General features: G+C 72.6%; 20 protein-coding genes. 9 read left to right on the top strand and 11 right to left on the bottom strand.

The genetic code is table 11. The features are described from left to right. Positions 1-482 precede the first annotated feature (482 nt). Positions 483-1,643: an AI-2E family transporter gene (locus HHX37_RS30050; protein ID WP_182887594.1), complete on the top strand. Its 1,161-nt coding sequence runs from the start codon at positions 483-485 to the stop codon at positions 1,641-1,643. Between the two features lie 100 nt (positions 1,644-1,743). After that, complete coding sequence (locus HHX37_RS30045) at positions 1,744-2,154, top strand: hypothetical protein (RefSeq protein ID WP_117409155.1); 411 nt, start codon at positions 1,744-1,746, stop codon at positions 2,152-2,154. A gap of 35 nt (positions 2,155-2,189) precedes the next feature. Here the strand turns inward: HHX37_RS30045 and HHX37_RS30040 are convergent, their stop codons facing one another. The 3 genes from HHX37_RS30040 to HHX37_RS30030 form a co-directional block, all read right to left on the bottom strand. Then, positions 2,190-3,563 (bottom strand): hypothetical protein, encoded by a 1,374-nt coding sequence (locus HHX37_RS30040; RefSeq protein ID WP_182887593.1) that lies wholly within the window; start codon positions 3,561-3,563, stop codon positions 2,190-2,192. 411 nt (positions 3,564-3,974) lie between these two features. Continuing rightward, a complete protein-coding gene (locus tag HHX37_RS30035; protein ID WP_182877529.1) occupies positions 3,975-5,450 on the bottom strand; it encodes a carbohydrate-binding protein in 1,476 nt (491 codons plus the stop codon). Positions 5,451-5,499: 49 nt separating this feature from the next. Continuing rightward, on the bottom strand, positions 5,500-6,960 hold the full coding sequence (locus HHX37_RS30030) for a carbohydrate binding domain-containing protein (RefSeq protein WP_182887592.1): 1,461 nt from the start codon (positions 6,958-6,960) through the stop codon (positions 5,500-5,502). A 645-nt stretch (positions 6,961-7,605) separates the two neighbouring features. Here HHX37_RS30030 and HHX37_RS30025 point away from each other — a divergent pair. The 3 genes from HHX37_RS30025 (at position 7,606) to HHX37_RS30015 (ending at position 12,564) form a co-directional block, all read left to right on the top strand. After that, complete coding sequence (locus HHX37_RS30025) at positions 7,606-10,470, top strand: BTAD domain-containing putative transcriptional regulator (RefSeq protein WP_182887591.1); 2,865 nt, start codon at positions 7,606-7,608, stop codon at positions 10,468-10,470. Between the two features lie 279 nt (positions 10,471-10,749). Continuing rightward, positions 10,750-12,156: an NAD(P)/FAD-dependent oxidoreductase gene (locus HHX37_RS30020; protein WP_182887590.1), complete on the top strand. Its 1,407-nt coding sequence runs from the start codon at positions 10,750-10,752 to the stop codon at positions 12,154-12,156. A 69-nt stretch (positions 12,157-12,225) separates the two neighbouring features. Further along, a complete protein-coding gene (locus HHX37_RS30015) occupies positions 12,226-12,564 on the top strand; it encodes a hypothetical protein (protein ID WP_111701913.1) in 339 nt (112 codons plus the stop codon). 49 nt (positions 12,565-12,613) lie between these two features. On the opposite strand, the gene HHX37_RS30010 is transcribed toward HHX37_RS30015, so the two are convergent. The 3 genes from HHX37_RS30010 to HHX37_RS30000 all read right to left on the bottom strand — a co-directional run bounded on the left by HHX37_RS30010 (position 12,614) and on the right by HHX37_RS30000 (position 15,974). Continuing rightward, the gene (locus tag HHX37_RS30010) at positions 12,614-13,759 is read right to left on the bottom strand and encodes a glycoside hydrolase family 18 protein (RefSeq protein WP_220503256.1); all 1,146 of its coding nucleotides are present in this window, start codon (positions 13,757-13,759) and stop codon (positions 12,614-12,616) included. Positions 13,760-13,989: 230 nt separating this feature from the next. Next, complete coding sequence (locus tag HHX37_RS30005; RefSeq protein WP_182887589.1) at positions 13,990-14,589, bottom strand: hypothetical protein; 600 nt, start codon at positions 14,587-14,589, stop codon at positions 13,990-13,992. Further along, complete coding sequence (locus HHX37_RS30000; protein ID WP_138463230.1) at positions 14,586-15,974, bottom strand: selenium-binding protein SBP56-related protein; 1,389 nt, start codon at positions 15,972-15,974, stop codon at positions 14,586-14,588. The genes HHX37_RS30005 and HHX37_RS30000 overlap by 4 nt, the downstream gene beginning before the upstream one ends. Positions 15,975-16,094: 120 nt before the next feature. Between HHX37_RS30000 and leuE the strand changes: the two genes are divergently transcribed. Further along, complete coding sequence (gene leuE / locus HHX37_RS29995; protein WP_182887588.1) at positions 16,095-16,838, top strand: leucine efflux protein LeuE; 744 nt, start codon at positions 16,095-16,097, stop codon at positions 16,836-16,838. Positions 16,839-16,857: 19 nt separating this feature from the next. On the opposite strand, the gene HHX37_RS29990 is transcribed toward leuE, so the two are convergent. After that, positions 16,858-17,703 carry an LLM class F420-dependent oxidoreductase gene (locus HHX37_RS29990; protein WP_182887587.1) on the bottom strand — a complete coding sequence of 282 codons (846 nt, stop codon included), beginning with the start codon at positions 17,701-17,703 and terminating at the stop codon, positions 16,858-16,860. A gap of 281 nt (positions 17,704-17,984) precedes the next feature. Here HHX37_RS29990 and HHX37_RS29985 point away from each other — a divergent pair, with 281 nt between their 5' ends. Further along, positions 17,985-18,626, top strand: a complete 642-nt coding sequence (locus HHX37_RS29985; RefSeq protein ID WP_150940329.1) for a VC0807 family protein — start codon at positions 17,985-17,987, stop codon at positions 18,624-18,626. Positions 18,627-18,751: 125 nt separating this feature from the next. Here the strand turns inward: HHX37_RS29985 and HHX37_RS29980 are convergent, their stop codons facing one another. Then, positions 18,752-19,210 (bottom strand): nuclear transport factor 2 family protein, encoded by a 459-nt coding sequence (locus tag HHX37_RS29980; protein ID WP_165900768.1) that lies wholly within the window; start codon positions 19,208-19,210, stop codon positions 18,752-18,754. Between the two features lie 44 nt (positions 19,211-19,254). Here HHX37_RS29980 and HHX37_RS29975 point away from each other — a divergent pair, with 44 nt between their 5' ends. Both HHX37_RS29975 and HHX37_RS29970 read left to right on the top strand, forming a co-directional pair. After that, a complete protein-coding gene (locus tag HHX37_RS29975) occupies positions 19,255-19,980 on the top strand; it encodes an SDR family oxidoreductase (RefSeq protein ID WP_182883839.1) in 726 nt (241 codons plus the stop codon). Between the two features lie 73 nt (positions 19,981-20,053). Further along, the gene (locus HHX37_RS29970; RefSeq protein ID WP_182887586.1) at positions 20,054-20,947 is read left to right on the top strand and encodes an aryldialkylphosphatase; all 894 of its coding nucleotides are present in this window, start codon (positions 20,054-20,056) and stop codon (positions 20,945-20,947) included. A gap of 54 nt (positions 20,948-21,001) precedes the next feature. On the opposite strand, the gene HHX37_RS29965 is transcribed toward HHX37_RS29970, so the two are convergent. Genes HHX37_RS29965 through HHX37_RS29955 form a run of 3 tightly spaced genes read right to left on the bottom strand, consistent with a single transcriptional unit; the run spans position 21,002 to position 24,459 of the window. Beyond that, positions 21,002-22,081, bottom strand: a complete 1,080-nt coding sequence (locus HHX37_RS29965; RefSeq protein ID WP_182887585.1) for a sensor histidine kinase — start codon at positions 22,079-22,081, stop codon at positions 21,002-21,004. After that, positions 22,078-22,746: a response regulator transcription factor gene (locus HHX37_RS37985; protein WP_138463237.1), complete on the bottom strand. Its 669-nt coding sequence runs from the start codon at positions 22,744-22,746 to the stop codon at positions 22,078-22,080. Before HHX37_RS37985 ends, HHX37_RS29965 begins: the two co-directional genes overlap by 4 nt. Before the next feature lie 6 nt (positions 22,747-22,752). Continuing rightward, positions 22,753-24,459, bottom strand: coding sequence for a serine hydrolase domain-containing protein (locus HHX37_RS29955; protein ID WP_182887584.1), 1,707 nt, complete (start codon positions 24,457-24,459; stop codon positions 22,753-22,755). Between the last annotated feature and the right edge of the window lie 72 nt (positions 24,460-24,531).

The following is a 24,531-nucleotide window of genomic DNA, read 5'->3' as shown; positions in this document are numbered from 1 at the left end:
CGATCAGCCATTCCGTGTCAAATCCGCCCTGTTCAGAACCGACTTGACCCGAAACCCGCCAACCGACAGGAATTCGACCGCCCCGTTTCCGGGGCAACCCCTCTAACTTACCCGAACCCTCACCCCGGCGCAAAACCACCGGTGCGAAGACCCAGAAGCCACAGGAGACGCCGGCCAACCGGCCGCGCACACACAACACAACCACCCAGGTGATCGAAGAGGAGTGCGCCGGACCGCGCCGACATCACAAGATTACCAGGCCCTGTCACTGTCTTGGCCCGGTTCGCGTCCAACGCACTCGCGCACGGATCTGTTCCCAGCTCAGTGCCGGGAAGGAAGTTCCGCGGAGCCACGGGCCCCGGTTGAACGACGTGCCGCCCGGCGTCATTCCCGTCACGAGTCACGTACACGCGCAGGGGCAGAGACAGAGGCGTGCTAGGACTGGTCCACCTTGGGTGGCGAAGAAGGGGTAGGAGCCGGACGTGATTCGACAGGGATTCCCTCGTGCCCTGATCGTGCTGGTCGGTACCGCGGCCGCGGTCATCACCCTCGCCGGTGTCCAGGCGGTGGGTTCGATCGTCGGCCCGGTCGTCCTGGCGCTGACACTCGTCATCGCCGTCTCCCCGGTGCGCGGGTGGCTCGTCCGCCGCCGGGCCCCGGTGTGGCTGCAGGTGGCCGTACCTCTGGCGCTGGTGCTGCTGGTCCTGCTCGGCATGGTCGCGGTGCTCAGCATCGCCGCCGCGCAACTCGCCATCCTGGCGCCGACCTACACGGTCCAGTTCAACGCCATGGTCACCGACCTGCAGCACTGGGCCGCCGGGCTCGGCTACGGCAGCGACCAACTCAACAAGGCCCTGTCGTCGCTCGATCCCGGCAAGCTGATCGGCGTCGCCCAGAGTCTGCTCAGCAGTCTCCTCGGCGTGCTGTCGAGCCTGTTCCTCATCGTCGTCCTGCTCCTGGCCATGAGCCTCGACGCCCCCGTCATCACGCGGATCGTCGACGCCGCCTCCACAGAGCGGCCGGCGCTCACCAACGCCCTCAAGACGTTCAGCTCCAAGACCCGCCGCTATCTGATCGTCTCGACGGTCTTCGGCCTGATCTGCTCGGTCCTCGACGTCACCGCGCTGTACATCCTGGACGTGCCGCTCCCACTGCTGTGGGGCGTCCTGGCCCTGATCACCAACTACATTCCGAACATCGGGTTCATCCTCGGCCTCATCCCCCCGGCGCTGCTCGGGCTGCTGGAGGGCGGGCCCAAGACGATGCTGCTGGTGATCGCGGCCTACATGGCGATCAACGTGGTGATCCAGTCGTTCATCCAGCCGAAGTTCCTGGGGGACGCCGTGGGCCTGTCCACGACGGCCACGTTCCTCTCGCTGATCGTCTGGGGATGGGTGCTGGGCCCGCTCGGCGCCCTGCTCGCGATTCCGCTGAGCCTGCTCGTCCGCGCTCTGCTCGTCGACAGCGATCCGGACGGCGCCTGGACCGCCGCACTCATCTCCGGGCGGCTGCCGGAACGCTCTTCGCAACCCCGCCCCGATACGCATCCCGATACGCACCCCGACCCGCACCCCGACCCGCGCCCTGACCCACGCCCCGAAACGCGTCCCGGAACGCGCTCGGAGCAGTCCGGCGATCACTGACGGCGCTCCGGCCGGGCACGGCCCGGCGCTCCCCGACACGGAGCGGTTCCGCAGGGTACGGCGGGGGGTACGGCGGGGCGCTCCGGCTTAGGGTCTGGTCATGCGGCGATGGGACGACGACGAGCGGCTGACCGGGATCACGGACGCCTCGGCGATGGAGCCACAGGTGCGGGCCCTGCTCGACGCGATGGGGAGGGACGGGTGGGTCACCGAGGAGCCCGAGGCGCACCTGCTCCCCCATCTGCGCCGGGCGTGCGGCTCGGAGTGGCTGCTCACCGGTGAACGCCTGCTCGACGACGGCGTGTACGAGGTGACGGTCTCGCTGGCCGGCGACAGGGAGGGCGTCCACGTGCACCGCGACGTGATCCGTCTGCTGTCGTCGATCGCCGAGACCGCCTTCTTCGTACGGGAGGCGGGGCCGGGCGTCTTCGAGTGCGTGACCGGGCGGCTCGACGGCGATCCGCCCGGTTACAAGAGCCATGGTCACCTGGTCCGGCTCATCGTGACCTGAGCGGCCTTCGCGAAACCGAACCCAGTCGGCCGGGCTCAGGCGGCCTGTACGCGTGCTCTCCCGTCCGGCGAGGGCAACGGCGCGCCCTCGGCGTACCTGCGCTTCCACGGGATGGCCGCGGCCAGCAGCGGGAAGACCAGCAGCGAACTGATCGCCCAGGGCGCGTGCAGTTCCATCCAGGCGGGCCCGTGGAACTGGGTGAGCACGATGTATCCGGCCGCGGCCCACAGCGTGCTGCCGAGGATCGCCGGCCAGGCCCAGCGGGTGGGCCGGGCGACCAGGAACGGCATGAACCACAGCAGGTACTGCGCGCCGAGGCGCGGCGTGAAGATCATGAAGGACAGCAGGATGGCGATCGTGACGTCGACGGGGTCGGCCCTGCGCCACCAGACGAGGCAGGCGACGATCGAGGCGTAGATGAGGTACTGGCCGATCCGCGCCGGAGTCGGGTCGAGGTTCCAGTTGCCGCCGCTGACCAGCGCGGTCCAGCCCCAGTCTCCGGTGATCGGGCGGACGTCGCTGGGCCGCAGGCCGATGGTGTTCAGCACCTCCGGCAGCTGCCGCCACTCCGTCCAGCCGCCGATCGGGAGCGTCAGCAGGAAGAACACCGGCGGTACGGCGACGGCGACCAGCGAGACCAGCCGGCTGCGCAGCCCCGGCAGGAACATCAGCATCGCCGGGACGAGGATCACCGGCCAGCTCTTCGCGCACAGCGCGAGACCCATGAGCACGCCCGCCCAGGCCGCCCGCCACATCGCCGCGCTGTCCTCCTCCGACGGGCGGACGAGCCTCCGGACGATCTCCCCCGGCGGGATCCACGGCAGCGGCAGCGCGCGGTCCGCGATCCGCAGGCGGGCCCACGGCAGCGGCTCCGGCCGCCGCCAGTCGCCCGGGCCGCGCGCCACGACGTACGCCGCGACGCCGAAGACCAGCGACACCGGCTCGACCTGGCCGTGTACAGAGGCGACGAGGATCGCGAGGGGACTGCAGGCGTACTGGAAGGCGCGCAGTTTCGCGGTCCGCCCCCCGGCCAGCCTGCCGACCAGCGGGATCAGCACGATGTCGGAGACGACCGTGACGATCCGGCCGGCGTAGTCCCAGGTGACGCCCAGCCACAGCAGCAGGCCGTACAGGTAGGGGATCATCGGCAGGAAGTGCCAGCCGCCGTTGCTTTCGAGCACCGGGTCGCGACCGTCCACGATCGCCCGGCCCGCGGGCTGGAAGCTGTTGACGTAGTCGACCGGCTGGAACCTGGTGTCCTTCGCCGCGAGAATCATGATCAGCACACGTACGGCGATGCCGAGCGTCAGCGTGACGGCCAGAGACGGCCGCCAGCCCTTCCACTGGGCGACGAGCGCCAGTACGACGCCGGCGGCGAGGACGATGCTGGTGGGGATCGCGTATTCCATGACGCTGCCAAGCCTGCACGACGAACGGCAAAACCCGCGACTCAAGGGCGTATTCGGTCGTCCGACCGTCGCGCTACGTCACCTTTCGGGGTACTGTGAGCACGGAGCGTAGCATTCAGGAGACCTCGATGAAGATTCGCCTCTGGATCACTCTTGTCATGGCCGTGATCGTCGGGATGTTGATCGGCCTGCTGGCCCCCACACACGGGGGCGACCGGCGCGACGCGTAGGGGGTGTCGGGCTCGCGGCGCCGGCCGCCTGCCGAGGAGCGCCCGGTCTCCCGGGGCGCGCGGCCGATGCGGTCGCGGGTTGCGTGGCCGTGTCGAGTGGCCGTGTCGAGTGGCGGGGGCCGGGCCCGGTGTGCCGGGCCCGGCCCCTTTCACCAGGGCCTGCTTCTCCCGGTCGCCGGGGTCAGAAGCCCGCGGTGACCCGGGTGAAGTCCCAGTCGCTCTGCGCGATGCCGCTGCAGTTCGACACCACGCCGCCGCCCGGGCAGCCGCGGTCGCGGTTGACCGACCAGAAGGCGAGCCGGCCCAGGCCCTTCGACTTGGCGTAGTCGCGGATCTGGGTCCAGGTGGATACCGAGGTCAGCTCCTGCTGGTCGGACAGGCCGTTCATGCCGGAGATGCCCATGTGGGCGTACGCCTGGGCGTCGCTCCAGCCCCAGGCCGACTTGAGCGCGTTCTTCAGGCCCTCGGCCGCGTTGACGGTGTTCTGGTACATGTTCGCGCCGCCGCCGAAGTCGAACGGCATGATCGTGTAGTTGTCGATGTTCACGCCGAGCGCCTTGGACTGGTTGATGAGCCGCGTGCCCCACCAGCTCGGGCCGGTCGTGCTGGTGCCGAAGGTGACGACGACCTTGACGTTCGGGTTGTTCTGCTTGACGATCTTGAGCCCGCCGAGGATGCGGTCCTGGACGGCCTCGTTCTCGAACTCGTCGGTGTTCTCGATGTCGAAGTCGACCGCGGCGGGGTTGTACGCGTTGATCACCTGCTGGACCGCCGAGGCGAAGGCGGACGAGCTGGAGCAGTTCGGGCCGAGCTTGTTGCCCTGCCAGCCGCCGAAGGAGATCTGGACGTTGCCGCCGGCCGCCTTGATCTGCGAGATCGCGGTGGCGTCGGCGCTGCCGGACAGCGGGCGCGAGCCGTCCCACGCCGGGACGCAGCCGCCGCCGGAGAGCATGAAGGCCATCGTGAACTGCTTGACCCCGGTGGCGCTCATGACGGTGGCCGGGTTCGGCGGGTTCCCCCAGCCCTCGTACAGGTAGGGCGCGCCGGGAAGCTTGCCGCCGCTCGCGGGGCAGCCCGTGGTGGTGCCGGTCACCGACCCGCTCGCCGCGGACTCGCCGTTGTTGTTGTACGCCTTGACCGTGTACGTGTGGGTGGTGCAGGTGCCGAGGCCGGAGATCGTGGCGCTGGTGCCGCTGACGGTCGCCCGGACCGACGTGCCCTCGTAGACGCGGTATCCGGTCACCGTGCCGCTCGACGCCGACCAGGACAGCGAGATCGACGAACTGCCGGTGCCGGTGACGGACGGGTTGCCCGGCTTGCCCGGCGCGCCCGACGGCGGCGTCGGCGAGGGACTCTGCGACGGCGTGCCGCCGCCGACCGGCTTCCAGAGCGCCGGGACGATCGGCGGCTCCCAGCCGGTCAGGGAGGTGTGCGCCTGGATGCACTCGTAGTCGACGCCCTGGTAGGTGACGCGGGCGCCGATGGCGTACCAGGTGTTCGGGGCCCAGGCGGGGTAGGCCAGCACGACCAGGCCGCTCGGCGCCGCCGAGGCGGAGGCGGTGGTTCCCGCGACCAGTCCGGCGACCGCCAGGAGGAGGGAGGCGACCAGGGCGAGCGCGGCCCTGACGTGCCGGCCCGTACGGAGGCGAAGCTGCATTCTTCCTCGCAAGGTGGGTTGGGGGGTGAGTGGGGGGATCGAGGAGGGCTCAGCCCGTGAAGGCCTTGAAGATGTTCGTGAACTCGTAGGCGGACTGGGAGACGCCGCTGCAGGTGGGCGAGAGGGTGCCGTTCGGGCAGCCGCCGTTGTCCCGGCCCACCGACCAGAAGCCGATCCGTCCCACGTGGTTCGCCTGCGCGTACGACAGGAGCGTGCGGGCGTCGGCCTGGTAGGTCACCTGGCCCGTGTCGTTCTTGCCGATCATCGGGGTGAGGCCGAGCATCCGCCTGATCTGCGCGTCGGTCTTCGACGGCCAGATCTGCTTCATCTGGGCCACGGTGGCGTTCGCCGCCCCGACCATCGCGGCGCCCCAGGAGCCGGAGTAGCCGAAGTCCATCAGCATCGGATTGACCAGGACGTTCAGGCCCTTGGCCGCCGCGTCCTGGAGGATCTGCACCGAGAACGGATCGACGCCGTAGTCCTGGCCCTGCACCCGCAGCGTGTAGCTGATCACGGTGCCCCGCTCGGCCTGCAACTGCCTGAGCGCCGTGTTGACCTTGCCTGCGTCGATGGCCGCCTCGACGTCCACGTCGAGGTAGTTGGTGCCGACCGTGTCCAGCACCTTCTTGTACGCCGCGAGCAGCGCCGCCGAGGTGCCGCAGCTGTGCTCCAGGTAGGGCCCCACGGCGCCTCCGGTGGCCACGATCACCTGGCCGCCCCTGGCCTGCAGGGCCTTGACGTCGTTGACGATCCGCGCGTCGCCGATCGGGATCGTGCCGCCCCAGGCGGGGTTGCAGCCCGTGCTGTCCCCCAGCGCGAAGGCGAGGGTGTAGTTCTTCACCCCGGTCGCGGTGTACGCGCTGACCAGCGACGGCGTGGTCATCGTGATGTCGACGTACGGCGCGAAGGTGATGGCGCCCGGGTCGGGCGGCGGCCCGGAGGGCGACGGGCTCGCACTCGGCGAGGGCGACCGCGACGGACTGGCCGAGGCCGACGGGGACGGCGACGGTGACGGCGAGGGCGCGGTGCCCGGGCCGTCGAGGACGACGTCGTCCGCGTAGTAGGTGCCCTGGCCGTACCAGCCGTTGAGGTAGACCGTCACGCTCGTCGTGGCGGACCCCGTGGTGAAGGACGTGGTCAGGCGCGACCACGCCGACCCGGGTGAGCCCCATGTCTGGACTTCGACGGCGGCGCCGGTCGCGCCCAGGAACACGTAGTTTCCCTGCACCCAGGCCGACAACGCGTACGTCGTGGACGGCTTCACCGCGATCGTCTGCTGACACCGGGCGTAGTCGTTGCCGGCCGGCGTCGCCGACAGCGCCTTCGACCCGCCGTGCACCGGGCTCGACACCACCTGTGCCGTCGGCGCGCACGTCCAGCCCGACAGGCCCGACTCGAAGCCCGGATTGGCGGCGATGTTCGCGGCCCGGGCCGTTCCGGTGAAGGCGCCGGTGAGCAGGGCGGCGAATGCGAGGGACGCCGCCGTGGCGATGCCGACGAGCTTTCTCATGCGCGCCGTCCCGGACGCGGGGCGAGGGTCGTGGAGGACGCGCGGCGCGGATTCGTGATCTGCATGGTCACAACCTCTGTGGGGGGTGAACGGGAGGTTGGCGGAGCTCCGTACGACCGGCGCCTGACGGAGGCGGCCGATCGGGGGACACCGGCCGTACGGAAGCCGGGAGCGCGACGGGACGCGAAGAGGAGGAGACGTCAGGGATGGGAAGAGGCCATGCCGGCTCCCGGAGGGCTCTCTTTTAGGAAAGTTTCCTAAGAGTTGTACGGATCGTAGCCTCGTGGTCGCGGGTCTGCAAGACCCAATTCGACAGCGTTCCTAACGGAGACTGTCAGGCCGGGGTCGAGGCCACGGGCGCGTTATGCGGGCGTTAAGGACGGGCTGTTCGTCCGTTAAGCGGACATCTCCCCCCGCCGCGCCACACCTGCCACAGGAGCACGGACGGCGGCGACAAGCATCGACCGATCAAGGGAGTGTCCTGTGATCACGTTCGCGGCATTATTGCCTCATGGCCGAACCGGTGCCGTTAGACGGCTGCCCTCACGTCCCTCGGACGACGGTCCCCCGGGTGTCCCGCGGAGGCGCGCCGCCGCCGCGCTCGGGGACACACGTCCCGGCCGGTGATCCGGGGAGGGTCCGGCGGTGAGCGTCGCCGAGAGCGTGCGGTTCGGGGTGCTCGGCACGCTGCGCGCGGAGGTGGACGGACGCCCGGCACACCTCGGCGGTCCCCGGCAGCGGGCCGTGCTGGCGATGCTGCTGATCGCGCGGGGCAGGAACGTCTCCGCGGAGCGGATCCTCACGGACGTGTGGGAGGACTCCCGGCCGCCCTCCATGACGACCCTGCACGGATACGTCGCCGACCTGCGCAGGGTGCTGGAGCCGGAGCGGGCGTCCGGCGCCCCGGCCCGGCTGCTGGTACGCGAAGGAGCCGGATACGCCCTGCGCGCCGCCCCGGCCATGGTCGACGCCGAGCGCTTCACGGACCTGGCCGCGCGCGGCCGGCGCGCGCTGGAGGACGGCGAGCCGGACCACGCCGCGGAGCTGCTCGGGCAGGCACTCGCGCTCTGGCGTGGCCCCGCCTACGCGGAGGTGGCCGAGGCCGCGTTCGCGGTGCCCGACGCGACCCGGCTGGAGGAGCTGCGGGCCGCCGTGCGCGAGGACCGGCTCGCCGCCGTCGTCGCGTCGGGGCGGCACGTCGCCGCCGTGGGCGAGCTGGAGGCGCTGGTCTCCGAGCAGCCGCTGCGGGAACGCGGCTGGGAGCTGCTCGCCCTCGCCCTCTACCGGTCGGGACGGCAGGCCGAGGCCCTCGCCGCGCTGCGGAGGGTTCGCCGGCGGCTGGCGGACGAGCTGGGCGTCGAGCCCGGCCGCGGCCTGCGCGACCTGGAGGCGGCCGTGCTCGCCCAGGACCCCCGGCTGGCCCCGCCGCCCGCGCGGTCCGGCCCCGTGCGTTCCCCGCGGGTCGCGGAGCCCCCGCCGCCCTCGGGCAACCTGCCGTTCGCGCTGTCCGGATTCGTCGGCCGTCACTCCGACCTCGCGGCCGTCGCCGGCCTGCTGGAGGAGCACCGGCTCGTTACGCTCACCGGGCCCGGAGGGGTGGGCAAGACCCGGCTGGCCCTGGAGGTCGCCCGCGCCCGCGCTCACGACGGCACCCGCGACGGCGGCGACGGGCCCTGGCTCGTGGAGCTGGGCGCGCTACGCGCCCCCGATCTGCTGGCGGCGACCGTCGCGACCACCCTGGGCCTGCCCGCCGCGTCGTCCGCCGAGCAGCTGGCCGCGATGCTCGCCGGGCGCGACGCGCTGCTCGTCCTCGACAACTGCGAGCACCTGCTGACTCCGGTCGCGACACTGGCCCACACCCTGCTGACCCGTTGCGGAGCCGTACGGATCCTCGGCACGAGCCGCGAGGCTCTGGGCCTCACCGGTGAGGCGGTCTACGAGGTGCCGCCTCTGGACGCCGCCACGGAGGCGGCCGACCTCTTCCTCAGCCGTGCGTCCGCCGCCGTTCCCGGCTGGACGACGGGGCCGGACGACAGAGAGAGGATCACCGCCCTGTGCGCGGGGCTCGACGGGATCCCGCTGGCCATCGAGCTCGCCGCCGCGCAGTGCCGCACGCTGTCCGTGGACCAGATCGCCGACGCGCTGGAGGACCGCTTCACCCTGCTCGTGGGCGGGCCGGCCGGGCGTCCCGACCGCCACCGGACCCTGCTGGACACGATCGCGTGGAGCGACCACCTGCTGCTGCCGGACGAACGCCTCCTCTTCCACCGGCTCGGGGTGCTCGGCGGCGGCTTCGACCTGGAGACGGCGGCCGCCGTCGGCGGGATCACGCCCGTCCTCCCCCCGCTGTCGGCGCTGGTCCGCAAGTCGCTGGTCACCGCCGAGCCCGGCACGACGCCGCGCCGCTACCGGATGCTGGAGACCGTGCGCCAGTACGCCCTGGCCGCGCTCTCCCCGGAGGAACTGGAGGAGACGCGGGCCCGCCATCGCACCTGGGCGCTCGCGCGGGCCGAGAGCGTCGAACGCCACCTGCGCGGCCCCCAGGGCGCGGCGTTGCTCGACGGGCTGAGCCGCGACCAGCCGGAGTTCCGCGCCGCGTTCGCCTCCGCGCTGGCGGCGGGCGACGGCGACTACGCGCTGCGGCTGGGCGGCGCGCTCTTCTGGTTCTGGTTCCGGATGGGTCACGTGGCGGAGGGCCTGGCCTGGCTGTCGGAGGCGTTCGCCGCCGCCCCGGAGGCCGGGCCCGGTGTCCGCGCACGTGCCCGCTTCGCCATGACGGCGCTGCTCTACCTGGCCGGGCAGACCGCGCGGTCCCACGAGGCGGCCCGTGCGGCCGTCGAGGAGGCCCGCGAGGCCGGTGACCCGGTGACGGAGGCGGGCGCCACCGCCTACGGCGCGTACACGGGCGTGCTGGCCGGCCTGCCGGTCGACGCCGCGGCCCTGACCGGGCGGGCCGTCGAGATCGCCCGGAACACCGCGCTGTCCTGGCTGGAGGCCGAGACGCTCATGGTGCGGGGCATGGCGCTGCGGGCCCTGGGAGACCTGCCGGCCGCCGACGCGGTCTTCCAGGAGGCGATCGCCGCCGCCCACGCCAGCGGCCACGACTGGGCCGCGGACGGCGCCGCCTGGTGCGACATGAAGACCGCTTCGGACCGCGGGGACGGCGCCAGGGCGCTGGCCGTCGCGGGGGACCTCCTGGCGGCCATGGACCGCTACGGAGACATCTCCTTCTGGCTGGTGACGGTGCACAGCACGGCGCGGGCGCTGGCGCTGACCGGCCGGGCGGAGGAGGCCGCCGTGCTGATGGGGGCGGTGGAGGCGATCGGCGCCCGGGCGGGCGTGTCCCCTGAGCTGATGGACCCGCTGGACGGCCCGCGCGAGGCCGCCGCGGTCCGCGGGGCGCTGCCGCCGCACGAGTACGAGCGCCATGCCGCCCGCGGGCGGGAGCTGTCCCGGGAGGAGACGAGCCGCTTGGTCAGGACCCTGGTCCCGGGCCGCCGGTCCCGGTGACGCGGACGACGGTCCTCCCGGCGACCACGGTCTTCCCAGCGACCCAAGTCCTCCCGATGTCCATGGCCTCGCCGAAGGCCAGGACCTCTCCGTGACCAGGGTCTTCCCGGCGGCCGGGGCCTTCCCGGCCGCCGGGCACCACTGGGAAAGCCGCTGGGAAACCCGCTGGGAAAGCCGGTTCCCAGCCGCCCCCCAGCGGGCCCGCACATCCTCGTCGTCGTGAGCAGGCGCCGCCTTCACCCGGGCGGCCTGACGACGAGGAAGACCATGATCAAGCGAGTGACGCGCACCACGGCCGAAATCCGGCCGGACGGGCACGCCGTCGTCGCCGGGGCGGGAATCGGCGGGCTGCTGGCGGCCCGGGTGCTGACCGAGACGTTCGGCCGGGTCACGGTGATCGACCGTGACGAGCTACCGGACCAGGGTGTCCCCCGGCGGGGGGTGCCGCAGGGCCACCACGCCCACGGGCTGCTGTCCCGGGGCTGCGAGATCCTCGAGGACCTGTTCCCCGGGCTGACCGCGGACCTGATCGCCGCGGGCGCCACCCCCTGTGACATCCAGAACGACGTCCGCTGGTACAACGACGGCCGGCGACTGCGGTCCGCGCCCTCGCGGATGCGCGGCCTGACGGTCAGCAGACCGCGACTGGAGGCGTCCCTGCTGTCCCGGGTCGCGGCCCTTCCCGGCGTGACGATCCTGGAACGCCGCGAGGTGGTCGAACCGGTCACCGGCTCCGGCGGCGCGGTGACCGGCGTACGGCTGGCGGGCGCCGGTCGTGAGGCGGGGCACGGGCCGGAGGAAATGCCCGCGGACCTCGTGGTCAACGCCACGGGCCGGGGCAACCGGGGCACCGAGTGGCTGCGCCGGCTGGGGTACGAGCCCGCTCCCGAGGAGCGCGTCGACTCGCGGCTGGTATACGTCTCGCGCGAGTACCGGCGCCGTCCCGGTGACGCCGAGTTCGTCGCCCTCATCGTGGGGCACACCGCGTCGGTGCCGAGGGGCGGGGTCGCGCTCAGCGGGGAGGGCGACCGCTGGCTGGTCACCCTGTTCGGCATGGGCGACGACGTGCCGCCCGTCGACCCGGACGGCTACCACCGCTTCGCCGCCCGGCTCCCGGTGCCGGACCTGCACCTCCTCCTGGAGCGCCTGGAACCGCTCGGCGAGCCGCGGCTGATGCGCATTCCGGTGAGCATCCGCCGCCGCTATGAACGACTGGACCGTTTCCCCGAGGGCTACCTGGTCTTCGGCGACGCGCTGTGCCAGTTCAACCCGTCGTACGGGCAGGGCATGACGGTCGCCGCCTGCGAGGCCGCCGCGCTGCGCGAATGCCTGGCCGGCGGCGGGGGCACCGGCCTGGCCCGCCGCTTCTTCGAGCGCGCCGGGCGGATCATCGACGTGCCGTGGGACATGTCGGTCGGCGGCGATCTGCGGTTCCCCTCGGTCGAGGGACCGCGCACCGCGCGTACGAGGCTGCTGAACCGCTACATCTCCCGGCTGCACGTGGCGGCGGAGGCGGACCCGGTGGTCGGGCACGCGTTCCTGAGCGTCGCCAACCTGCAGGCGCCTCCGCAGCACCTCATGTCTCCGGGCGTCCTCGCCCGGGTGCTCCGGCCGCGGGCCGGCCGCACCCCGACATCACCCCCGGCGGACCCCCGGGCCACGGCCCGGGACCAGGTCCCGGCCTGAACGGCTCACCCGAGCCCTGTTTCCCCACCAGAGCGGTCCCCAAGGGACCGGAAAGAAAGGACACCTCTCATGATGAAGCGCACCTCCATCCGTCTCGCCCTCGCCGCCGCCGCCGTCGCCGGTGGGCTGGCCGTCACCGCCGCCCCGGCCCTGGCGGCCACGGGCGCCACGGCCAACTCGGGCCGGGTCGCCCCCGGCGCCACCGGGACCTTCCTGGCGATCTGCCCGTCGTACGCGCCGCACATGCTGGCCGACACCATCACGATCACCGCCCCGGCCGGGGTGGCGATCTCGACCAGCCTGACCCGCGACTCCGACGTCTTCCACCGCGACCTGCTCAAGGTGACGGCCGTCAACGGGACCGCGGCGAGCGCCTACGTGGCCGTCACGGCCTCGTGCACGAGCTGATCTCTCCTCCCCCGACCGGCGCCCGCCCGGTCACCGCGCCGGAGCGCGTTCAGCGGAGGATGGTGCCCTCGCGCAGGGCGTGCCGTCCTCCGCTCTGGACGGTGACAAAGTCGACCACGCCGGTCAGCTTCTGCAGGTCGAAGCCTGCATTGACGCGGTCCGGCTCGGCCGGCACGTAGACCGTGAGCAGGTAGCGGCGGCCGTTGGCCGCGCCGAGCGCGTCGAGTTGCGCGCGGAACTCCGCCAGCAGGGCCGTCAGGTGACGCTTGTCCTCGGCGCCGACGTGGTTGCCCAGGTGGCCCTCGCCGCCGGGCCACTCCCAGTCGACGTCGATGCCGTCGAAGACGCCCGCGGCGCTGCCGGGGCCGCCGCGGCTGCCCACGCCCGGCAGGTCACCCCTGATGTACGCGTCGAGGCACGACTTGACGAACCGCTGCCGGGTGGCGGCGGTACGCGCGACGTCCGAGAAGTACTTGGAATACGTCCAGCCTCCGATGGAGATGAGCGTCCTCAGGTTGGGGTGCCGGGCCTTCAGCTTCTTCAACTGGTTGAAGTTGCCGGCGAGCCGGGCGTCCGGCGGATCCGCCCTGCCGTCCAGCGACTCGGCCGCCGTGAAACCCCGCTGGTAGTCGGCCCAGGCGTCACCCGCGCCGTCGCCCTGGTCGGGGTCCTCGGGGTCGGGCGCGGGCGGCCGGGTGACACCGGCCAGACAGGTCAGCGACGTCGGGTCGATGTTCGCGAAGGCGTAGACGGCGTGCGTCAGCCGGCTCGCCTGCCCGCTCTCCTCCAGGTCGTGCACGGTCGACGTGGCGCCGAACGCGCCGCGCTGGGGGACGTACCCGACCCTGATCGGACGCGGCGAGGGGGAGGGCCTGGGAGAGGGTCTGGGGGTGACCGTCACGGTGACCGTCACCTCGGGCATGGGCACGGACTCGCTCTCCAGCCGGGCGGCCGCGGCCTGCACCGGCACCATCGCGCCCTGCGCGGCGGCCTGTATCGGAACCTGTGCCGGAGCCGGCGCCTTGACGGGCGCGACGGCGGGGGGCGCGACGAGACGCGGCTTCACCTGCGTGTTCCGCGCGGCGGGGGCGGCGGTCCCGGTCGCCCGGGCCGGGTCGAAGCAGGCGATGAACAGGGCGGAAAGTACGGCCGACAGGACCACGACGGTGAAGACGCCACGCGTGATCGCTTGCATGGTTGCTCCGAACGGAAAAGGGACCTCCGGCGTCGAAACGCCGAGGGAGGGAATGCCGCGGGAGCGTAGTGACGTCTTCGACCGGCCGACAACCGGTGCAGTCTTAAGGCCGGATTATGCGTGGCTCATGTCGCAGGTGGGCGCGTTCCAGCGTGCCGACCTGCTGTTTTCATCATGCCCGTCATCTCTGCAAATTTCACCCGTGCGGCGGAGAACGCGGGCGGCGGCGGTCAGACGGCGGCGACGAGGGTGAAGACGCCCGCGCCGACCAGGGCGAAGGCCCACATCCGGTCGAGGTTGAACCAGGCCCGGCGCAGGACGGCGACGCCGACGAACTCGTACACGATCACCGCGACCGCGGTCGCGGTGAGGAACATCGCGAGCGTGTGCACGCCCGCGACGAACAGCCCGCCGGACAGCGCGTGCCCGTGGTGACCCGCGGGCATCCGGGTGAGGACGGGGAGCAGCATCAGCCCGGCGCCGTGCACCGACGACATCAGGAACGACCAGGCGGCCAGTTGCGGCAGCGACAGCCGCATGCCCACCCAGCGGAAGTGCCGCCGGGCGAGCAGGTGCCACAGCCCGAACCCGACGAGCAGGACCCCCGCCCCGATCGCGAGGGCCGTCCCGGTCACGAGCGAGCCGGTCGCGGACACCACCGCCACCACGAGGGCCACCGACGCGAGGTGGCCCAGCGCGATGACCGGGAGGGACTGCAGAAGCAGGTCGCGGCTGCGCTCCTGCAGTCCCCGGGCGACGGCGAACAGCCAGCCCATCGCGGGGTTGATCCCGTGGAAGGCGCCGAGCAGGATGACCGCGGTCAGCGTCACGGGTAGCAGTAGGAGTCGGAGGACGCGTCGCCGCCCTGCAGCCGGGTCTGGTGCGGGCGCAGGCCGCGGAAGTCGTCGCCGTGCGGGAAGAACCGCTCGTCGAGCGTGAAGCCGTCCGCGTCGATCTTCGCCATCCACGCGCCGACCCCGTCCGGGTAGAACTGGTCGTCCCAGGCGCCGTAGAGGGAGTTGGTGACGTAGACCCGGCGGCCGTCGCGGCTCACCTCGACCATCTGCGGCCCGCCGGCGAGGCGCTCGTCCGGGGCGGCGGGGTGGGCGGCCCTGTCCACGATGCCGCCGAGGCGGATCGAGCCGATCTCGACCGGCTTGAACGGGTCGGACACGTCGTACTGCTTGAGCTCGCCGGTGCCCCAGCACGACACGTACAGACGCTGGTCGTCCACCGACAGGTCGATGTCGGTGACGAGCGGCGGCACCGCGCCGAACGGCTTCAGCACGTCGGGCAGGTCGTCCGGCGACGCGGGCTCGGCCGGGATCGTGATGACCTTGGTCGCCGCCCAGCGGGAGCCCTCCTTGTGCCACACCCACACCGAGGCCGACAGGTCCTCGACACTGACGACGACCCCGGCGAAGCCGTACGTCTTCGTCGGGTCGTGGGCGGGGCGCAGCTCCAGCGTCATCTGGTGCTGGTCGCCGAGGTCGACCTCCTGGACGTGCCGGCGCTTGCGCAGGTCCCAGAAGTGCAGCTTGTGGCCGTACTTGCGGCCGAGCAGCAGTTCGCCGACCACCCCGTCCTCGATCATCGAGGGCGTGCCCCACTCGGAGGTGACCAGCACGTCGTGGTTGATGTGCCACCAGAAGTCGTAGGCGAGGTACTGCGGGCCGCGGTCGACCTCCCACCGGCCGAGGACCTCGAAGGTGTTGTGGTCGAGGATGGCGATGCCGCCCGGGCCGTCGTCGCCGTAGCCGCCGAGCGCGCTGACGTACAGCCCCTCGGGGCCGCAGTGGACGGTGTGCGGGCGGGAGTAGCCGGCCCGCTTGCCCAGCTCCTCGGGCTCCACGACCTTCACGAGCTCGGGGCTGACCCGGTCCTTGGTGTCGTACACGTAGATGCGCGACGACCGCAGGCCGGGGACGATCAGGTAGCGCCGCTCCACGTGCGGGTGCGGCGCGTACGGGCAGAGGGCGCTGCTGCAGGCGTTCCAGCCGAAGTGGTGCAGCTCGTCCCCCGTGTGCGGCAGGTCCGTCCAGCCGACCACCGTCCCGTACGCCGAGGAGGCGGGGTCGGTGTCGAGCACGGCGAGCGCGTCGGGCCGCTGGGCCGACCGGTCGAAGGCGGCCACGTAGGCCAGCTTCTCCGGCGGCGCCTCGGCGGCGTCGCGGGGCGAGGGATAGAAGGTCGGATCGGGCTTCCACAGCGTCATGAACTTAAGGATTGTCCCTATTCCCCACACGGTCAATAGGGATCTTCGGTGTCTTATCCTGCCGTGACCACAGACCGTGATGACCTATACCCTGACTTATCTCGCTTTACGGAGGCAGGGTTGTTCTTCGGCATCACCAACATCTGGACCTACGTGGTCGGCTCGTTCCTGATCATCCTGCTGCCCGGGCCGAACTCGCTGTTCGTCCTGTCCACCGCCGCCCAGCACGGGATCCGGCGGGGCTACCGGGCGGCCGCCGGGGTCTTCGCCGGCGACTCGGCGCTGATGTTCCTGTCGGCCGCCGGGGTCGCGTCGCTGCTCAAGTCCACGCCGGTCCTGTTCACGATCGTGAAGTACTCGGGCGCGGTCTACCTCGGCTGGATCGGCTTCGGCATGCTGCGCGGCGCCTGGCGCTCGCTGCGCGCCTCCCGCTCCAGAACCTCACCGCCCGGGACCACGGCCGGGACGACGGCCGGGACGACGGCCGGGACGATGACGGGAGGCGCGGCCGTCGCTCCGTCCTCCGCTCCGGTCGGGGCGGCCGGGGCGGCCGGTGAGGGGCGCGACCCGTTCCGGAAGGCGCTCACGATCAGCCTCCTCAACCCCAAGGCGATCCTGTTCTTCGTGGCGTTCTTCGTGCAGTTCGTGGACCCGTCGTACGGCGCGCCGGCGCTGTCGTTCCTGATCCTGGCCCTGATCGTGCAGGTGTTCAGCGTGACCTACCTGACCACCCTCATCTTCGGCGGCACGTTCCTCGCGGCGCACTTCCGCCGCCGCCGCAGGCTCGCGGCCGGGCTGACGTCGGGGGTGGGCGCGCTCTTCCTGGGCTTCGGCGCCAAGCTGGCCACCGCAACGCTGAACTGACCGCGCCGGGGTCACGAGCTCACTCGCCGTGCGCTTCGGCGAGTGCGGTCTCGAAAGCGTCCATCTCCCGCTGGACCCGGTCGTACCCGGCCGACGGCAGCCAGGCCATGACGCGGGAGACCCCCGCCTCCTCGCACCGCTCCAGCGCGCCGGGGTCCGCCGGGACCGCCAGCATGACGACCTCGACGCGCCGGCCCGCCTCCTCCGCCCGCCGGAACAGTTCGGGGATCCGCTCCAGCACCCCCGGGCCGTAGTTGGGCAGCCAGGCGTCCCCGTACTCCAGGACCCGGTCGAACACCCGCGGCCCGACGCCGCCCACGAGGATCGGCGGGTGCGGGCGCTGGGCCGGCTTGGGCCACGACCAGACGGGGTCGAACGACACGAACTCCCCGTGGAACTCCGCCTCGTCGCGGGTCCAGATCTCCCGCATGGCCTGCACGCGCTCCCGCATCAGCGCGAACCGGAGGGCCGGGTCGGTTCCATGGTTGCGCATCTCCTCGCGGTTCCAGCCCGCGCCGATGCCGAACTCGAAGCGCCCGCCGGTCAGGTCGTCCACGCTCGCGACCGTCTTCGCGAGGCCGATGGGCTCGTGCTCCGGCACCAGGCAGATGCCGGTGCCCACCCGCAGCCGGGTCGTCGCGGCCCCGGCCGCCATCGAGGCGACGAACGGGTCGTAGGTGTGCCAGTAGCGCCGCGGCAGTTCGCCGCCCCGCTCGTCCTTCGGCGCCTCGCCGCCGGGCGGCACGGGAATGTGCGTGTGTTCGGTGAACAGCAGCGCCGCGTGGCCGCGCTGCTCCACGAGGCGGGCGAGCGTATCCGGACGAACCGCATCATGAGTTGCGAAGTACCCGAATCCCGTATTCATCCCGTCACCGTAACCCGCGTCCGTGTTCACGGGGGAAGCGGCCCGAGTCGCATGACGAAGCGATGACCAGTGCGTTCGTTCCGTCCACGGACTCTCAAATGACATGCCGCATCGGTATCGGATGTCACCTCGGACAGTGCTTCCGGCCCGTCAAGGCCGTACCGTCAGGTACGGTAAGCCACCGATGCAACACCTTTCCTGGGCGTTTCCGACCGCGATGTCCGGGTAGGCGCGTTTGCCAACTACAGCGTCGGTCTCCCCCGCCGGCCCGTTGGAGTGTCATGAACCACACGCCCTTCGCCATGCCCAGGCTCACCGCCCTGATCAAACAGGCGGTCCCCCGGCTCCTCGAAGGCGTGGTGGCTCCTCTCGCCGTGTTCTACGCGGCGCTCGCGGTGCTCGGCCTGCGCGGCGCGCTGATGGCCGCGATCTCCTGGGTCTACCTGGGCGTGCTGTGGCGGCTGGTGCGCCGCCAGCCGGTGCCCGGCACCATGATCTTCGCCGCCATCGCCATCACCGTACGGACGGTGCTCGGCCTGTGGAGCGGCAGCGCGGTGGTCTACTTCATCCAGCCGGAACTCGGCACGATCGTCATCAGCATGGTGTTGCTGGCGTCCGTCCGGATGCGCCGCCCCCTCGTGGAGAAGCTGACGCTCGACTACATCCACCTGCCGTCGTTCGTGCTGCGGCACCAGCGCGTCCAGCGGTTCTTCGCCCGGATCACGCTGCTGTGGGCGTTCGTCCTGCTGGTCAACTCGAGCGTGAGCATCTGGCTGCTGCTGCACCAGTCGATCGGCACCTACCTGCTGGTGCGGACGACGGCCGTGGCGGTCATCACCGGGATCGCGTTCCTCGCGTCCGTCTGGGCGTTCCGCCGGGTCCTGCGGCGGCTGCACACGGAGGCCCCGGCGGTCACCGGTTAGCGACGGCCGCCCGGCGGCGTCCCCGGGTCCGCGCGGGTTGTGCACAGACGGGGGCCGAGGCAGGTGCCGCCGGTGGCGTCGACGAGATCGCCGGCGGCCACTTCGCCCCCGGCGGCCGCGGGATCTCAGTCCATCGTGTGGGCGCGCACCGCCTCGTCGCCCCGGGTGTGCCAGGCGTCGAACGTCAGGGCCGTGACCTTCCAGCCCTCGGCCTGCCGTACGAGCCCGAGCCGGTAGACGCCCCACACCTCCCACAGGCCGCCGCCGAGCCCTTCGTCGAGCACGTTGTAGGCGTAGCCCTTCGCGGTCACGTGCGCCTCGGCGCCGTCCACGGTCACCGCGAAGTTGCTCACGGTGTGGAAGCTCTGCTTGCGGGCGTGCAGCCCGGTACGCCAGCCGTCCACGAGGGCGTCGGCGCTGATCCGGGCCGGTTCCCCGCCGTTCAGGCTGGTGAAGTCGACGTCGACCCCCTCGTCGAACAGTTCCCGGCACACCGGCCAGTTCTTTGCGTCCACGGTGTCGAAGACTGCGGTCACCACGTCCACGATCTCGGCGCGGTCGACCAGTGCGGCGATCTGATCCATGCGCCCCATCATGCCCATGAGATCGTGTGATAGGCACGGTTCCCATGGGAATCGCACTTGTCACCGGCGCCTCGCGAGGGCTCGGCGCCGTCATCGCGGAACGGCTCGCCGCGGACGGCTGGCACGTCGCCGTCAACTACGCCAACGACACCGCCGGAGCGTCCGCCGTCGCCGACCGCATCACCGCCGCCGGCGGCTCGGCGGCCCCGGCCCGGTTCGACGTCACCGACGAGCAGTCGGTGCAGGAGGGCGTGGCCGCGCTAGGGCGGGTGGACGTCGTGGTGAACAACGCCACCGGCCCGCAGCCGATGATGCCGGTGGAGAAGCAGACCTGGGACGACCACCTCGGCCAGCTCCGCTTCTTCGTCAAGGCCCCGCTGCTGCTCCTGCAGGCCGTGCTGCCCGGCATGCGCGAGGCCGGCTCGGGCCGGATCGTGAACGTGGGGAGCGAGGTCGCCGACCTCGGCAACGCCGAGTTCGGGCACTACGTCTCGGCCAAGGCCGCGATGCACGGGCTCACCCGGTCGTGGGCGCGGGAGCTGGGGCCGTACGGGATCACCGTCAACACGGTCGAGCCCGGCTGGATCCCGGTGGAGCGCCACGCGGACGTGCCGCCCGAGGACTACACCGGTTATCTGCGTGACGTGCCGCTGGGACACATGGGCGTGCCGCTCGACATCGCCGAGGCGGTGGCGTTCCTGGCCTCCCCCGGCGCCCGGTTCGTGACGGGTCAACGTCTCGCCGTCAACGGCGGCAGGACGATGAGCTGACCAAACCTTAAGAGAGGTAAAGAATCTGGAGATCCAGAGAGGGTTTCGTCAAAAAATGAGTTAATGTCCGTTCATGTCCGGCGCATATTTCCCCCGTATCCAGACCGTCACCGGCGCCCTTCCCGTCTCTGAGATCGACGGGCCGGTGCTCCCCCACGAGCACCTGCGCACAGACACCCGCTGGGGGATCGGCGTGGACTCCGATCCCGCCCGGTGGCTGGACGAGGAGCGATACGTGCTGGCCGAGATCAAGGATCTCGGCAGGGGCCGGGAGCTGGGTCTCGTCGTCGAGCACAGCTGCGTCGGCATGGCCCGCGACCCCGCGGCCCTCGCCCGGATCTCCATGGCCGCGCGGGTCCCGATCGTCGCCGCCACCGGCTTCGCCGCCCAGCCGTTCGCCGGCGCGGCGATCACCCGGTACGGCGCCGACGACCTGACCGCCGACCTGCTCCACGAGATCGGCGCCGGGCTGGACGGGACCGGCGCCCGGCCGGGCGTCATCGTCGCCGCGTCGTGGGACGAGACGCCCACCCCCGCCGAGGAGCGGGCGGTCACCGCCGCCGCCCGCGCCTCGCTGCGCACCGACCTCCCGGTGGCCGCCAGCGGGCTGGAGCTGCTGGAACTGCTGCTCTCCCAGAACGTGCCCGCCCAGCGGCTCAGCGCCCCGGGCGCCGACACGCCGGCCCAGCGCAAGATCGCCGAGACCGGCGCGTACGTGAGCGTCTCCTGCGCGGAGGACGTGCTCACCCTCCTCGACGCCGGTCACGCGGAGCGCATCCTGGTCAGCAGCGGCGTACGGCTGCGCGAGCACCTCGCCGGCTACGGCGGGCAGGGGTACGGCCGGCTGTTCTCCTCGGTCGTCCCGGCCCTGCGAGCGGCAGGGGTGGACGACGTCACCCTCCGCCTCGTCACCCGCGACAACCCCGTCCGCTGGCTCACCGCCGGCCAGAGCCGCCTCGCCGCCTGACCACACAGCCTGACCGCACCGCCTGACCGCACCGCCTGACCGCACCGGCTGATCTCACCGCCGTACCTGGCCGCGCGGGCGGCGCAGGGTGAGGCGGAAGGCGCAGCCCGGGGCGCCGGGATCGCGGGACACGACGGTGAGGTCGCCGCCGTGGGCCCGGGCGATCTGCCGGGCGATGGGCAGGCCGAGGCCGGTGCCGGGCACGTCGCGGTGGCCGCGCCAGAACCGCTCGAACACGCGCTCCCGCTCCTCCTCGGGAATGCCCGTCCCCCGGTCGGCGACCGTGACCACGGCCAGGCCGGGCGTGAGGCCGATCTCCACGGTCACCGGCGTGCCCTCCGGGCCGTAGCGGACGGCGTTGTCGACGAGGTTCGCGAGGGCGCGGCTCACTGTGGCCTCGTCGACCGGGCACACGGCCTCCGCCGGGCCTGCCAAGGACAGCGTCATCCGCTTCCCGGCGGCCAGGACCTCGGCCTGCCGGAGCACGTCACGCGCCACCACCATGAGGTCGGCCGGCCGGTGGTCGAGCGTACGGGCGCGTCCGCGGGCCTCGGTCAGCAGGTCGTCGACGGTCGCCCGCAACCGCCGGGCCACGCTCTCCGAACGGCGCAGCCCGTCGCGGTAGACCTCCAGGGTGGGCCGGGGGTGGGCGAGCAGGACCTCGGCGTTGGTCATCAGCACCGACAGCGGGCTGCGCAGCTCGTGGCTCGTCTCCTCCAGCAGCCGCCGCTGGGCCGCCGCGGCCGCCGCCAGCCGGTCCAGCATCGCGTCGAACTCGGCGGCCAGCCCCACCACCTCCAGTGGGCCGTGGCCGAGCCCGATCCGGCGGCTCAGGTCGGTGCCGCCGATCTCCCGGGCCACCGCGCGGACCCGGTTGATCGGGGCGACGGCCCGTCCCGCCCACCACCAGGCGGCCGCGGCGGCGGCCGGGGCGAGCGCGAGGAGGGTCCAGGAGAGCCACGGCAGGCGGTGCGCCGAGGCGCTGCGCACGTGCTCGGCCCCGTTGAGCGCCTGCGCGGTCGTCTCGGTGTCGGTCAGCAGGACCACGCCGAACAGCAGCAGCGGCGGGACGTAGAACCCCAGGAAGGCGAGCACGGCGAGCCGGACGCGGAGCGAGCGCCAGGGCCGCGTCACGGTCCCTCCAGGCGGTAACCGGCGGCGGTGACGGTGGTGATGACGGGCGGGTCGCCGAGCTTCCTGCGCAGCCTGCTGAGGATCACCCGCACCGAGGTGGTGAAGGGGTTGGCGTTGGCGTCCCACACGTGCTCCAGCAGGTCCTCGGCCGACAGCACCCGGCCGGGGTGGTGCATGAAGTAGCGCAGCAGGGCGAACTCGCGCGACGTCAGCTCCAGCTCGTCGCCCGCCCGCCAGGCCCGGTGGGTGACCTGGTCGAGTTCCAGGTCGCCCACCCGCAGCAGCGAGCCGTGCTGGTCGCCGCGACGGCCCAGCGCCCGCAGCCGGGCCACCAGCTCGGCGAAGTGGAACGGCTTGACCAGGTAGTCGTCGGCGCCCGCGTCCAGCCCCGCGACGCGGTCGCCGACCGCGTCGCGGGCGGTGACCACGAGCGTGCGCCGGGGGCGGCGCAGGTGCGCGTCGCCGGCGAGCCGGCGCAGCAGGTCCAGGCCGTCGCCGTCGGGCAGGCCCAGATCGAGGCAGGCCACGTCGTAGGAGGTGACCCGCAGCGACTCCTCCGCCTCGCGGTACGTCGCCGCCACGTCCACGGCGTACGACTCGTTGCGCAGGCCGAGGGCGACCAGTTCCGACAGCTCGGGGTCGTCTTCGACGAGGAGCACGCGCACGGCGGGTCAGCCGGACCGCTCGGCGGTGACGGTGCCGGGCGCGCCGGTGACGGTCATGCGGCGGCCCTCGAACGCGACCTCGACGCGGGGGCCGGTGCCGGTGGGATCGTCCGGGCGGAACCGGCCGGCGCCGCCCGACGGCACGAGCGTCAGCGCCGGCGGCTTCGCCGGGACCTCGGCGGCCATCACCCCGCCCTGCTGGTTGACCGCGTACCAGCCCAGGACCGGCCCCCTGCCGGTGGTGAGCGTGACGTACGTGCGGGTGTCGGCGCCCTTCGTGACCGTGCCGGCGAGCGCGAGCCCCGACACCGCGCCGAAGGCCTTCTCAAGGGAGGCCCGTTCCCTGCGGCCCTCCTGGGTCCGGCCGTTCAGCAGCGCCAGCACCCGCTGTTCGTGCGCGCGCAGCGCCGCCTCCGTCACCTTTGGGCCGGGCGGCGCCAGCGCGCGGACCGCGTCGGCCCCGGTCGCGGAGACGGTCAGCCTGCCCCCTTCGGCGGACACCTGGAACCCGCCTCCCCTCTCCAGCCGGTACGTCCCGACCATAGCCGCGAGATCGCCGCCGCGGGCGGGGCCCGCGGCAGTGGTGGCGGGGCTGGGTCCGGGCAGCGGGCGGCCGGCCAGCAGCGCCGGTCCCACCGCCCGCAGCAGCGCCTCGGCCGGCAGCGTCGCGGTGTTCGACGCGATGGCGACCACGCGCCGCTGGGCCGGGACCCAGGCGACGACCGCGTTGTGGCCGACGTCGCCACCGCCGCCTGCGGCGCTCAGGAACCGCTCGCCGTAGACCGACCGGTCGAAGGCGACCCAGCCGGGCGTCTCGGACCTGCCGTTTCCCAGCGGCCACCCCGGGCGGGCGACGAGTCCGGCCGACGCGGGCGTGACCACCCGGCCGGTGAACAGCGCGTACGTCCACTCCGCCAGATCGGGCATGGTCATCGCCAGCCCGCCGTTGCCCTCCGCGCCCCAGTACGGACCGGCGAAGCCGCCCCGGTGTCCCGGCTTGCCGTCGTCGAGGTAGCCGACCGCTCTCGGGCCCGGCGCGGCCGGGCGCCCGTCCCAGAACCCGCCCGCCGTACGACCGCCGGGCAGCCGCAGGACGGCGGAGCCCACGTAGTCGCGGTAGCCGCGGCCCGACAGGCGTTCGACGACGAGGGCCAGCAGGGTGTATCCGGCGTTGGAGTAGACGTATCCGGCGCCCGGCGGGAAGGCGAGCTTCAGCCTGCCGATCGCGGCCAGCGCCGCGTCCGGCGACAGCGGCTCGTAGTCGCCGCCGTGGGTGCCGTTGAGCCCGCTCGTGTGCAGCAGAAGCTGCCTGACCGTCGCGCCGGCCACCGGGCCGCGCAGCCGCGGCAGGATCGCGCCCACCCGGTCGTCGAGCGACAGCCGCCCCTCGTCGGCGAGCCGGAGGATCGCGGCCGCGGTGACCGCCTTGGTCACCGAGCCGATGCTGAACACCGTGCCGGGCGTGTTCGGCCGGTGGGCGGCGACGTCGGCCGTGCCGTACGCGGCGCGGCACTCGAACGCGCCGTCCCGGAGGATCGCGACCGACCCGCTGAACCCCGCCCCCGCCCAGGCCTTGAACGCGCGGTCGAGTGCGGGGGCGCACGCGGGCGCCTCAGGGGTACGCGCCGGCCGGCCGGGCCCGGCGCCGCAGGCCGTCAGGAGCAGGGAGGCGACGGTCAGTCCCGCCGGCAGTCCCACCAGGAGTCTTCGCATGCGGGAAACGTACGGACCCCCGCGCGAACCTGATGTGAACGAACTCCGACGGCGACCGGCCGGCCTAGCACG

Origin of the sequence: Microbispora sp. H10885, from assembly GCF_014161415.1 — a bacterium.
Classification (GTDB): domain Bacteria; phylum Actinomycetota; class Actinomycetes; order Streptosporangiales; family Streptosporangiaceae; genus Microbispora; species Microbispora triticiradicis.
Note: the sequence above shows the minus strand (reverse complement) of the source record. Positions and strands in the feature narration are given on the sequence as shown.